We start from the raw sequence: 14,486 nt of genomic DNA, 5'->3' as shown, positions 1-14,486 counted from the left end.
GCCTTAGAAAATTATAAATAATGTTACAGTCATTAGCCCGAAATCATAAAACCATAACCTGGTTTTTAGTGACCTTATTTTATCTGCAACTCGTGGCGCCGCTTGTTTCCAGGGCGAACACCCTGGCTTATGCGCCTTTTCATGGTTCATATGACGCCGGTACCCGGGAAAGAACACCTGAGCCGGGGATGCCATCAAAAAACACCAACGTTCAAAAAGCATCCGCTATTTCAGTAGCGGATATAAAGGTAAAAAAGGTAAACAGCCCTGCACATGTGAAAGGCGTGGCCACTACAGGCCCTACCCAGCCTGAAGTGCAAAGCTTTCAATCGGTTAACAGTAATAACCTGGTTGATCCGTTCAGCGGCGATTTTAGCTATAATATTCCGCTGCTTGATGTGGGAGGTTACCCGGTTAACCTGCATTATCAAAGCGGCATTACCATGGACCAGGAAGCCAGTTGGGTGGGGTTGGGATGGAATATTAACCCCGGTGCGATCTCGCGCAACATGCGTGGATTGCCAGATGATTTCAAGGGTGTTGAAAAGATTGAAAAAACCGTTTATATAAAACCCAACAGAACCATAGGTGGTGTGGTTGGCAAGGGAGTAGAGATCTTTGGCGGCCCGGTAAATATCGGGAATGACGTTTCTGTGAGTGTTTTCCACAATACTTATAAAGGCTGGGGGCTTCAAACGGCCAGGAATGTAAGCGTAGGTATAGGCGTGGGCGCCAAGGGTAGTTTGTCGGCGGGGTTATCGGTTGCCAATAACACACAAAACGGAACTGATATCAGCCCCTCTATGGGTTTTCAACTGGGCTCCAAAGAGAATACATTGCAGGGGAGCATTAACATTGGAACGAACTATAATACCCGAACCGGTATCCAGAACCTGCAGATCACCGGTCAAATGCGGGCGCAGGTAAATGCCACCAATAATGTGCGGCTCGCCGATCCGGGTCTGGGCCGTTTCAGTACCAGTATTTCATTTTCAAGACCATCTTATACCCCTACTATTTCAATTCCATATAACTCCCAGGGATGGTCATTCAGGTTGAAAGGAGGAACGGAAGGGATGGGGGCATTTACTTATCAGCATATTCAGGGTTATATGTCAACCCAGGAAGTGAAAGCTCCGGTTTTGTCATTACCGGCTTATGGCTACCTATTTTATGAAAAGGCCAATAAAAATCCCAATGTGTTGCTGGATTTCAATCGCGAAAAAGATGTTACCTGGACTGATAACTCACCCAATATCGCTGTTCCTATTTATACCTATGATACCTGGTCAATAAGCGGTGAAGGCACTGGCGGGATGTTCAGGGCTTATCGTAACGACATTGGTTATATGTACGATCATAGGATGGTAACAACGAGTGATAACTACAATATAGGCGCCGATATTGGCTTTGGAGATATTCTGAAAGCCGGTCTCGATTACCAGCAGATAGATGCATATACAAAAAACAATGCCTGGCTGGGCGACAATGACCTGGTAGGTGTTATTCCCTTCAGATCGGCCGATACCACTTTTGAGAATGTATATTTTAAAAACCCGGGCGAAAAAACTGCGGCGGATAAAGTATACCAGCAGGCCCTGGGCGGTGATAACCTGATGCGGGTTGATCTGGCGGCCGGTAACAATAACAAGGTTGTAACTGCTACGTCTCAGTTGTCTTTGTTTAAAAATGGCCGTGCAACCGGTAAGATCAGTTTTGATGCCAATACGCTTCGCAAACAACGGGATAAACGGAGCCAGGTGATTTCTTACCTGAACGCACGTGAAGCGGCAGAAGTGGGGCTCGATAAAGTAATAAAGAATTATGGTATTAATAGCTTTCCGGTTTCCGGTTGTGCCGGGTTTACGCCCATTCAACGGTACGACAGCGTAAACCGGTTGGAGCACCACGTATCGGAGATCTCGGTGCTGAATGCCGATGGGCGCCGGTACGTATATGGCGTTCCGGTATACAACCGGCAACAGGTAGATGTAACCATGGCAACTGATCCCGGTGATAATTCAACCGGTCTGGTAGGCTATACACCAGGCTTGGAAAATTATCCAGGCAATGACAAAGGTAAAGATGGCTATGTAAACAGGGAAGTACTTCCGGCCTATTCCCACTCCTTTTTGTTGTCAGGTATTTTGTCGGGCGATTATGTGGATCTCACAGGTGATGGAATTACCGAAGACGATATGGGGGATGCAGTTAAGTTCAATTATTCCGAGGTGTATGGTCTTGATGACGCCTATCAATGGCGGGCGCCTTATGATTTAAAAAAAGCCTCTTACAATGAAGGATTGAAAACCGACAGCCGTGACAAAAAAGGCAGTTATTCCTATGGAAAACGCGAAGTATGGTATTTGAATTCGGTAGAATCCAAAACCATGATCGCCACCTTTGTACTGGATGCTGATAGAAAGGACGGGTACGGTGTTATTGATGAGAACGGCGGACAGGGTGCTCAGAAATTGTATAAATTAAAAGAGATAAACCTGTATACAAAAGCCGATTTTAAAAAGAACGGCGCCAATGCCCGCCCCATAAAGACGGTCCATTTTGAGTATAGCTACGAATTGTGCAGGAAGAACCCGGGCTCGGTCACCGATTCTGGAAAGCTTACCCTGAAAAAGATCTGGTTCAGCTATAATAATAATTTCAAAGGCAAACGAAATCCCTACGTGTTTACCTATGGTGGGCCTAACCCCGACTTCACCCTGAAATCTGCCGATCGGTGGGGTAATTATAAAGATGGGTCCGCCAATCCCGGTAACCCCGGTCAGGTGTTAACCAATGCCGATTATCCCTATACGCTGCAACCAGGTACCAATAACTGGACAGAATCACAGGCAAATAATGTGGCGGCTCCATGGACGCTGAACGAAGTTAAATTACCGTCGGGTGGCAGACTGAAGGTAACTTATGAGAGTGACGATTACGCCTATGTGCAGAATAAACGGGCCATGCAGTTCTTTACGATAAAAGGTTTTGGAGAATCGGAAACTGCCGCACCAAAATCAAAGCTGTATCAAAGCAATGGCGATTACCCGGTTGTATTTGTAAAAGTAACCGATCCGGTAAATGATAAATCAGAAATTACCCGGAAGTATCTGGATGGAGTTAGCCAGTTGTATATGAAGATGGCAGTGGATATGCCTGGGGATAATTGGGGCCGGGGCTATGAGCTGGTACCCTGCTATGCCGATATAGAGGATTATGGGGTAACGGCAGATCGCCAGGTTATCTGGATAAGGGTTAAAGCGATCAGTGCAGGAAAAAGTCCCATGGCGATGGCTGCTATCCAGTTCATGCGCCTAAATCTTCCATCAAAAGCATATCCCTTCAGTGAACCGGGCGATAAAATAGATATTCGTGCTGCTGTAAATATGGTGATAAATGTGTCGAGCCTTGTTGTAAACCTGCTAAAAGAGGCCGGCTTTGATAATAAGGTAAGGAATAGTAATAAGTGCAATAACGTTGAACTGGATAAGTCGTTTGTAAGATTGGATAACCCCATTTACAAAAAGTTTGGCGGCGGTTTGCGGGTGAATAAGACAGAGATCTTCGACAACTGGGGCAATATGACCGCGAAAACCGGTAAACAACAGGATTCAGCCGTATACGGGCAAACGTATACCTATACCGATACAGTTTTGATAAACGGGGTGGAAACCGGTATCAGCAGCGGGGTGGCTTCTTACGAACCAATGATCGGGGGCGATGAAAATCCTTTCCATGTACCGGCAAAAGTATATTCAGAAAAGGTGGGAGCTATGGCGCCTACCAATTATATGTATACCGAAGAACCGTTTGCAGAAACTTTCTTCCCCGGTCCTTCGGTTGGGTATAGCAAGATAAGGGTGCAAACCATTCACAGAGATAAAAAATCTGCCAATGGTTTTGATGAGACAGAATTCTATACAACAAGAGATTTTCCCACCGTCGTAGAATACACGCCGATTGATAATGACAGTAAAAAGCCCTACAAAACGCCTATCAGCAATCCTTTCTTTTTTAGTGCGCTCACTTGTGTTACGCTGAGCCAGGGTTTTAAGATAGAACTGAATGATATGAACGGGAAACCGAAATCACAGTCTGCCTACGCCCAGAACGATCCGGCCAACCCTATTAGTTATACGTATAATTATTACCGGTTGGAGAACGACAATGCGGGGCAACCCAAATTATCGAACACGGTAGCGATAGCCGATTCGGCCAATGGTAAAATTGATATGAACGGCATAATAGGAAAGGATGTGGAAGTGATGGTCGATGTGCGGGAGCAAACCTCTACTACCAGCAGTGCTAATGTTGAAGGAAACCTCGATCTCATTGGGTGGGGGCCAGCTACGATTCCCATCATTTCTATTATACCCCTGTTCAATGGAGAAACCAACCGGTACCGGGCCGTTTCGGTGTTGAAGATCGTGAACCGGTATGGCATTCTCGACAGTGTGATCCATTTTGAAAAAGGCAGTAGGGTTACTACCCGCAACCTGGTTTATGATGGCGAAACTGGCGATGTGTTGTTGTCGCAAACCAACAATGAATTTGATGATCCGTTGTACAATTTCAGCTATCCTGCCCATTGGGCTTATGACGGAATGGGGGCTGCCTATACCAATATCGGTACCATCCTGAATGACGTTCATTTCAGAAAAGGTATCCTGTTCTCCTCATCCAATGCCAGGATGCCGGCAAACAGGTATTTTAAGAGTGGTGATGAATTGCTGGTGTTGGGGTATGATAAACGTAATGGTTCCGATGACCATTGCGCTGCTGATTATTATCTGTTTGATCGATCGCAAGGCCGTGCTTATAAAAAGATCTGGGCCATCGATGCCTCCAGGGGAAAACAACAACAGAATGGCATTTATTTTATAGATGAGTGGGGAGTGCCGTATTCATGTGATTCCAGCGATATCCGCGTTATCCGTTCAGGTAAACGAAATCTGGCTGGCATAACGGTGGGCAGTATAACTTCCCTTCAAACACCCATAAAAGTAGACAATGGGATACCAAGGTTTATAATTGATACGGCTACACATGTTATTGCCGCCAATGCGGGACGCTTTAAGGATATGTGGGCGGTAGATAGTACCATTTTTAGAAAAGATACCACCGTTATTGCCACTCATAGAATGGTACCAATACCTATAACCATTCCCGCTGACGATTATTATGCCCTTCAAAATTATAAAGGTGAAGGCAATAATGCTGATAATAACGTTTTTCCTGCAGTCAACGATATTAATATGTTTGAGGCCAGTGCGTATGATAATGGTACCGGCTCCTGGGATAGAGAATATAGAAGTTTTTTAAGATTTAACATGAACACTATTCCACAGGGCGCCTTAATTACTGCTGCCACCCTTCGATTATACGGAAACCAGGACGCCCCCGATGTAAACGACAACGAAACGAATAAAAGTTGGATTGAACACCTGAACTCCGGCTGGGTGAAGGAAGTTATTAACACTGCAACAACTGATGAGGCCAAAAGATATGCGTATTATTATTACTGGGACAATCCAGAGCCGGTGGATCCGGATCCAAATAGCAAGGTGCTGCTACCCGAAACGCCCCATGGGCAAGAGATAGTAAGAAATGAAACGATAGATATTACCCCTATGGCGCGGAACATGTTGCATGACTTGTATGCAGACGGCAATGCTCCTGTAATCCGCATCCGCCTGGATGGAGCGGGAGATGGAAAGAAATTGTTGAGCAGGATGACTTATAACAGCAATTTAAATTGTCAAACGCAAACGCAAACCTTCGCCCGGGCAGAAGCAGCAATTCCGGTGAACTCGTGTATGCCTACAATAGATATTAATTATTTTCCACCCTGCGCAGGTGGTTCGCAACCCTATTACCTTGATACACCTCCGCTGGGTGCTGATGACAATACACCAGGTGGCGGTTATTATTGTAACCTTTCGCCGGTTAATACATACGTGTGCAGACCAAATATAAATGATACAGCGGTTAACCCATACCGGCTTGGCTTGCTGGGTAACTGGCGCATGGACCGCGCTTACACCTATTATGGAAACAGGATGCAGGCAGATCCCGCAGTTGCTACCGACATCCGTACAGACGGCGTTATAAAAGATTTTGCGACTTACTGGACTTTTAACGACAATGCCCTTACGGGCGCTTCAACCGATACGAGCCGTTGGGTTTGGAACAGTGAGCTGGCGCGCTTTAACAACAAAGGATACGAAATAGAAAACCACGACCCGCTTGACCGGTACAATTCCGGCCAGTACGGCTATAACCAAACATTACCGGTGGCCGTAGCGCAGAACGCCAAGAACCGCGAGATCGCCTTTGATGGGTTTGAGGATTACGGGTATACTACTGATGACTGTATAAAATGTGTGCTGAATCGTCATATAGACCTGGGCAAAGATGCCAACCTGGTTGACACCGTAAGCCATACCGGTTTGTACAGCCGGCGTGTAAATGGAAATGAAGTAGGATATGCCACCTTCAACATCGGCACACCAGATGAGGTGAAAGATGCGCCTGAGTTGTCGATGAAGGAAGATTCCGTGCCGCTTGTAAGCACGAATATTCATGGTGATGGACAAGGTTTAACAGTGACCTACGGTTCTTTTTATGACACAGGACCTAATCCTGGTCGAAATAATTGGACGAGCCTGGGTACAGGTCAGGTCGATTTTCAAAGTCCACAGTTGGGCCTATGTTGTACAGAAGACATGAATTTTAGGTGGAGGGGTTACGTTCAGCCGCGTTACACTGGTACGTATACTTTCTATTGTACCGCAGATGATATAATGACTGCTTACATTACTGTTAATGGTACAAGAATACATCTTACAGATAGCTCCGCAGTGGAAGTATTTGAAGGTCACTCTTACAGTCAGGCCTATCCAACGAAAACGGTATTGCTGCAGGCGGGTGAGTTATATTATATTGAAGTGAATGGCGTTCAAAACCACGGCAACTTTCAATTTCAAATGCAATGGGAAAGTGCGAACCAGGCCAGGGAGGTTATGCCACCATCGCAGCTCTATACTGAAGGAACAGACATAGCCGCTGTAAAAAACAGAACTATAATCAGGGATACCACCTGGTGTGTGAAATTCAACAACCCTACCGGCACGCACCTTACCCATAAACGTTTTTCACCCATCCAGGGACAAAAGGTAGTAGTAAGCGCCTGGGTTAAACAGGACCAGCCCTGTATTTCGGGTGGTTACTACAATGCGGCGGTCGGTCTGGCATTTGATAACAATACCGGTACTAATTATTTCAACTTCACACCCACCGGCAATATTATAGAAGGCTGGCAGCGGATAGAAGATACGCTGACCATTCCGAAGGGAGCCACTACCATGACCATGAATCTGAGAGCAACTTCGGGGACGCCGGTATTCTTCGACGATATCCGGGTGCAGCCGTTCAATGCCAATATGAAATCGTTTGTGTATAACCCCGTAAACCTGCGGTTGATGGCCGAACTGGATGAGAACAATTATGCCACGTTCTATGAGTATGATGACGAGGGAACACTTATCAGGGTTAAAAAAGAAACAGAGAAAGGTATTAAAACCATCAGGGAGACCCGAAGCGCCTTGTTGAAAGAGTAATAACCTGTTTTTTAATCTAAACAAATAACTTATGCGATATAAAATCAACCTGCCGCTTTCATTGACGATCATCCTGGTATTTGCCAGTTTGATAAAGGCGGCAGGCCAGCCTGTCACTGATCAGTTTCAATGTTCGCAGGAACTGATTAAGCTAACAAAAATGTTCTCCGATACGCCCCATGTAAGCTTCCGGGTTCAGGAGGTAACTACCTATAAAAACGGAACAAACCGTACGGTAGTTTATCAATACAAAGTCGGAGGTGAAAAAATGATGTGTGAAGGCAGTGACAGCACTACTATTATTCAAAATGAGCAATGCAGTTTCCGCATCAATCATGCCCGGCATGAGGCAGAGGTAACAGTGCCTGTGGAGGTATTTAAATATGTGGCCCGGGTAAAGATCCTGGACCCATCCTTTTATGCCTCATATATCGCAGGGATGACGCTGGCAGATACTGCCGGTTACGGCAAGTTATCATTCCGGTTTAAACCGGCCAGTATCTATCGCTCGTACGATATTATATATGATAAAACCACCCATCGCATTCAGTCCATTCAATACAGTGTTAATCTGAATGGCGCAAGAATTTCTGCCAGTGGCGCCGGGATGTATGATGTTACCATGACGTTCAGCAACTATCAAACAGGCCAGTTTGATGACAGTGTATTTTCAACTGATAGTTATTTTATCCGCAAACAGGGCATTTGCAATATGGTAGCGCCCTATACCAGTTATACAATTAAAAACCTGCTAAATCAATAAACCGAATTCCATGAAACGAACGATTTACCGGTTATTGTTTTTTTGTTTATTGCTTGTGAGTTTTAGCAATGTAAAAGCCACTGATGAACGATATGCGGCGGCTGCACTGCACGGCAACCAACTGGCGCCCGATTCAACCAGTATGGTGATGGATACGGTTTATTTCAACCCGGGCCTGAAACCATTACAAACGACCTATTTTGTAAGGAACCTCATCACCTTCCAGATAGATGAAACGTACCGGAATACAATACCTGACGAGTTTACCGTACAAATAAAGTTTGTGGTACATTATATAAGGGACGACAATGGTACAGCGGTGCCCGAGGTTTCTGAGGAGAAAACCCTCACTATAGGATATTCTAAATTCACGGCCTATGACGGCAAAATGGTGTATGTAGATAAGGATTGGTATAAAGCTGAAGTGGAGATCACCGATATAACTGCGCTCAACGGCAACCTGAGCGATTTCAGGGACGCCCTGATGCTCACCAATGAAATACTCGTTAGCAGGGAATACAATTTCACTTGTACTGATAATTCAATTAAGAACATATTTACAAATACTACAACCGTCAGTACAAAAGGCGAGTTGAATGTTTACTGGCAACCGGAACGCGCCGCTGATGAATATGACCTGGAATGGACTTATATCGACGACCTGGCGTTACCGGAGTATCAGACAGACAGCGGCTATAATATTAAAAAGATCTTTACCAATAATGCTACCCGCGTAAGCATCAGCAGGGAAAATTACAACATTCCCCTGTTGTATGAAACTTCGGGACTTTTGTTTTGCCGGGTACGCGCCGTACAGGTAAAACCAGGCGGACAACGCATTGAATCGGTTTGGAGTTCAGATTATTCAACGGGACTGGGTTCTTATAGTTTTATCGGGCTCGATTCAAGCCTGAACTGGCAGGCCTCTACCAGTTTTGCTGAAGAGGGAAAAAGAAAATCGGTAGTACAGTATTTTGATGGTTCGCTGAAAAGCAGGCAAACCGTAACCAAAGACAATACCACTGATACTACAGTTATTGCCGAAACCTTGTATGATCACCAGGGGCGACCAGTAATACAGGTGATGCCTTCTCCTTCATTGAGCAGCATTATAAAATATACACCAGGATTTAATACACTGAATGGGGCCGAATACCGGAAAGACGAATATGATGGTCTTTTGCAGGATACCTGTTATTGCCAGGTGGGAGCGCCTGCCATGGACATAAATTCGGGTGCTTCTAATTACTACTCTCCCTCGAATCCGCTGGGTACAAACGGCTATCATAAATATATACCCGATGCAAAAGGATTTGTTTTTGCCGAAACCCAATATACACCCGACAATACCGGCCGTATCAGCGCCCAGGGTGGGGTAGGTGACACTTTCCGCATTGGTAACAAACATACTACCAACTATACCTACGGTGCGGCCGACCAGGAAGAACTGGATGCCCTGTTTGGTACAGAAGTGGGTAATAACAGCCATTATTTTAAAAACACGGTGCGGGATGCGAACGGGCAGGTATGCATCAGCTATGCAGATATGCATGGACGTACCATCGCTACTGCATTGGCCGGGAAATCAGCCGTGTTGGTAGATACATTGGAATCTAATAAGTCGAACCTGGTTGTTAAAAAACTGCTCGACAGCAATTCCAACGTAATAAAAGGCACGAAGATAGAGAGCAGCAAAGGGCTTCAGGTAACAAAAGCGGGTTTGCACCGTTTTGTATATTCCCTGTTGCCGGATAGCATCAGTATAAATACCTGCGATAATGCCAGTATCTGCTATGACTGTATCTATGACCTGAAGATCACGATCACCGAAGATTGTAACGACAGTTCAAAAGCTGACCAGGAACCGATCGTAATAAGCCGCAGTAATTACAAACTGGATGTTAATTGCGACCCTATTGCCAATTTTCCCGCGGTAGATACAACGGTATACCTGTACCAGGGTAGTTACATGGTCACTAAAACGCTTACAGTGAACAAAAAGGCCATGGATTATTACCTGAACGATGTGTTCATGGTTCGTAATACCTGCCATACCCTGGAACAAACTATTCAGGAACAGCAAGCATTAATGGCCAGTAAGCTGTCATGTGCGCAGGTGGAAGAATTGACAAGTGAGGAAACTATTAAACAGCAAATGCTGGCCGATGTAACGCCGCCGTATGGACAATACGCCAATCCGGATAACATTGATAACTATTCGGTATTCTGGCCCCATCCTTATCCCCGTCCCAACTGGAATACTGTTAATGCCCCGTATAACAATGAAAATGGGGTGGGCGAAAACCCCGACCCAAGAAACTTAAGCCCGGATGATTTTAGTGCAGCCTTTAAGGATTCCTGGGCTGAGACGTTGCTGCTACTTCACCCGGAATATGATAAATATACCAGGTACATCAGTTTGGCGCAAAGCAATGCCTGGGACAAACAGTTTGGCAGTACTGAAACTTTTCAGGATGCGGTGAGCAAAGGATATTTAAATCCCGGTGATTTTTCCACCCACCCAACAGGTACTCTTTTTAATGCCAATGCCACCTATGCAGATCCGTTATTTACCACGTATGTAAATTCAGGAAGCGTGGCTGGTCGTTATAAAAACATGATGCAGGCCAGCCTGCTGAACGTTGGTACCGATCCTAACAACAACTCAATTTCAATATGGTCGATGGCAACTATAATGATCCGTTGTAACGGGGCGGATCAAAGCTGTCTTTTACAGTACAGCCCAATCGGCAATGCCTTTAACCTGAATGCAGATTGCAGCGGGGACCTTGATATGGCCTGGAAATATTTCCGGGAAATGTATCTCCAGAAGAAGCGGGATATAATGGCGGCTATTTTGAGCGATGCAGAAAATGGTAGATACTTAAGCGATGTAGCCCGGAATCATCACCTTATTTTTTACGATCCTACACTGGTTCCTGCCCCCAGTATGCCGGCCAATGTACAATCAGGCCAGGATAGTTTAAATATATATATCAGTCGAAATTGTGAGTCCTACGCTACGCAATGGATGTCCGATCTTGGAGGTTGTTATGATATTGCCGATCTGGCGGTTATTATCCCGCAACTGGTGCAGGTGTGCAAGGAAGGTGGAGATATTGACCACCTGATGGGCGCCAGTACCGTAAAACCAGGCAGCACCAATACTTACAGGAGTTTTGAAGATGTGTTGAAAGCATATGATGCGAGTCGGTACAATTCAAAATGCAATGTATACCTTATCAGCGGTCCCGCACCATATGATCAGCAACCTGTATATACCAATAAACCGGTATTTCAAAAACCGGATGATTGCGAATGTACCACTATCAGTGGATTGTACAATCAATATCAGGAAGCAGGTCAGGACAGCAGCTTTGCGGCATATTTGTACCGTACTACCGGTACCCAAATGAGCCAGAACGATCTCGATGTGTTGCGGATGGCCTGCAATGGACAGATCAATTGCAACTACCTGAGCACACCTGTGTATTTGCCGCCGGCGTTACAATGTGGCGTAAAGGATGTGTGTGTGAATTGTGACAGGTTTGACGGGCTGTACAAACAATACATGACCGATTTCCCGGACGCAGCACCATCCGTCGCCAGTGATGACAGCCTGCAAATTGAAAAAAACAAGCTGTTTGAGCGGTTTATGAATACCCAGCTGGGATTTGGTAAAACAACTGCGGAATACCTGAGCTTTAGACAACAGTGCGGATTTGCAGATAATAGTACTGATTCTTTAATGAGCTGGTATAACACCTACAAAAAGTATGGTCATACGCCACATCCCGATGCCAGTGGGGCAGATACTACCAATTGGAAGATTGATTTTGGAGGTTGGAATTATACAGTTGGTGTGCCATTGGGAGAGATGATCAAGAACGGTGTGCTGGCATTGCCCGGTTATTATGCAGATACACTTAAGAAAGGCTTAATTGATTTTGATTATATCAATGACACGCTTTGTATAGATTCCGCGGGCTTTACCTGGGAGACAAGGCTCAAAATGCCAGACTCCGTAATAACCCCTAATGGTTATGGCGCCAGTTGGTGGCTTTGGCTATATACACAAAAGCCAGACCCTGGAAATATGCTAATGGTTATTTCGAGTATAAATGGCCAGGGGGTGGCCGTATGTACACACCAGAGTCAAGCCAACCAGAATTGCGCCAATGTGAATGTGCCAGGGGTGCATATGAATGACTGGCGGGTGGTTAAATTCGTGTTCCGTGGCCGGGACTTCAAATATTACATCGATGACACCCTGCAGACGCAGCGGACCCTCGATGCACCCATGACCAAATTATATGGTTTTAGTCTGGACGAATATTCACGGAAAGGCCAGGTTGATTATATCAGGATTTACAAACCTGATAGTACTATGATTTTTGATGAAGAATTTAATGATCCGCTAAAACTGGCTACCCATGGCGATGAGTCTTATTGTTCGTCATGTGGCGAGCGGTTTGCCAACTATTTCAATCAACGAAACGGTTCAGAACTATCGGTTGCAGCAATCGATTCTATTTATTATCATGCCTTCAATTTTCATATAAGCGAATGCGATGAACCGGCTACCCTTTGCGGTAAATCAGAACCCGTATTTACACAGGACGCACCCTGGGCGCAGGGGACACCTTGTGCCGATAGCACTCAGTTTGGTACGGCAACCGGCGTACTGATCCATGAAGCCTATAGCGATTCGTTATTAAACAGTTTTACCGATCGCTATCTGGCCAAATGTTTAAGCGCGCGCTACCATGAGAATTTTACCTTGTACCAGGAGATCAGTGAATTTCATTATACGCTGTATTATTACGATCAGGCCGGTAACCTGGTAAAAACAATCCCACCGGCGGGGGTAGACGTAAGCAAACTGGGCTGGGCACGCGCCTGGTCAGATTCAGTGACCATTGCACGCCGCAATAAACAGAAACTGACACCCAATCATGCTCTGCCAACCCAATACCGTTACAATACATTAAACCAGGTGATGGCGCAACAATCACCCGATGGTGGAATGTCAGAGTTCTGGTACGACAGGCTGGGCAGACTGACAATAAGCCGGAATGCACGCCAGAAAGGAGCGGGCGCCAATGAAGACAACCGTTTATACAGTTACACCCGGTACGACTCCCTGGGCCGCATAACGGAAGTTGGGCAGGTAAGTAATACCGCAGCCAACGGCGCCATGACGGAAGTTATCAGCCGTAATCAACCAATATTAGACAACTGGCTGGCAACCCTTCAAAACCGGCGCGGGCAGATCACCAATACCGTATATGACCTGCCATATCCCGGATTTACAGGCGTAGGCGATCCCCGGCAGATCATTACCCAGAAGAACCTGCGCAACCGGGTAAGTTATACCACGCTAAGCGATACCGGTACCAGCAATGCTTATAACCAGGGAACTTTTTATACTTATGATATCCTGGGTAATGTAGATTACCTGTTGCAGGATTATGGCAGCAGTGGCTTTGCCCCGACCGCCAACGTGATGAACAAAAACGATAACCGCTGGAAAAAGACCGGTTATCAGTACGACCTTATCAGTGGTAAAGTAAATATGGTGATGTATCAGCAGGGGTGGTCAGATGGCTTGTACCACCGCTATAGTTACGATGCCGAAAACAGGTTGACCCTGGCTGAAACGAGTAGAGACAGCCTGGTTTGGGAAAAAGATGCCCGGTATGAATACTACCGGCACGGACCACTGGCCCGCGTAACACTGGGCGATCAGCAGGTGCAGGGAATTGATTATGCATATACGTTGCAAGGCTGGTTAAAAGGTATCAATAGTACGGGCGGAACAGATAGCTTTGACATGGGTGGCGATGGGCACAATGGCAGCCTGGCGCAATTTACAGCCCGGGATGCATTCGGGCTTACGTTGAATTATTTTGGAAATGATTATACTGCCATCAACGGACAGCCATTCCCGGGTTACAGCGCGTTCTTACCTGCAGGCGCCTACCGGCCTTTGTACAACGGAAATATCAGCAGCAGCAGTGTTTACCAGAAAAAGTTCGACTATTATAATTCTCCGGGCGGACCCCTTGATCTTCTACAACTACAAGTATGATCAGTTGAAC

3 protein-coding genes are annotated in these 14,486 nt (G+C 45.8%); all 3 read left to right on the top strand.

What is annotated here, in order from left to right; genetic code table 11:
• Window positions 1-20: 20 nt before the first annotated feature.
• Genes NIAKO_RS14115 through NIAKO_RS14105 form a run of 3 tightly spaced genes read left to right on the top strand, consistent with a single transcriptional unit; the run spans window position 21 to window position 14,476 of the window.
• Window positions 21-7,622 carry a PA14 domain-containing protein gene (locus NIAKO_RS14115; RefSeq protein WP_014219122.1) on the top strand — a complete coding sequence of 2,534 codons (7,602 nt, stop codon included), beginning with the start codon at window positions 21-23 and terminating at the stop codon, window positions 7,620-7,622.
• Between the two features lie 31 nt (window positions 7,623-7,653).
• Window positions 7,654-8,385: a LolA3 family protein gene (locus NIAKO_RS14110; RefSeq protein WP_014219121.1), complete on the top strand. Its 732-nt coding sequence runs from the start codon at window positions 7,654-7,656 to the stop codon at window positions 8,383-8,385.
• Window positions 8,386-8,395: 10 nt separating this feature from the next.
• Window positions 8,396-14,476: an RHS repeat domain-containing protein gene (locus NIAKO_RS14105; protein ID WP_014219120.1), complete on the top strand. Its 6,081-nt coding sequence runs from the start codon at window positions 8,396-8,398 to the stop codon at window positions 14,474-14,476.
• Window positions 14,477-14,486 lie beyond the last annotated feature (10 nt).

The organism is Niastella koreensis GR20-10 (assembly GCF_000246855.1).
GTDB lineage: Bacteria > Bacteroidota > Bacteroidia > Chitinophagales > Chitinophagaceae > Niastella > Niastella koreensis.
This window is presented reverse-complemented; position numbering and strand designations above follow the sequence as displayed.

Excerpts from the sequence above, each read along its gene's own strand:
- NIAKO_RS14105 (WP_014219120.1), top strand. The coding sequence starts at position 8,396 with ATGAAACGAACGATTTACCGGTTATTGTTTTTTTGTTTATTGCTTGTG.
- NIAKO_RS14110 (WP_014219121.1), top strand. The coding sequence starts at position 7,654 with ATGCGATATAAAATCAACCTGCCGCTTTCATTGACGATCATCCTGGTA.
- NIAKO_RS14115 (WP_014219122.1), top strand. The coding sequence starts at position 21 with ATGTTACAGTCATTAGCCCGAAATCATAAAACCATAACCTGGTTTTTA.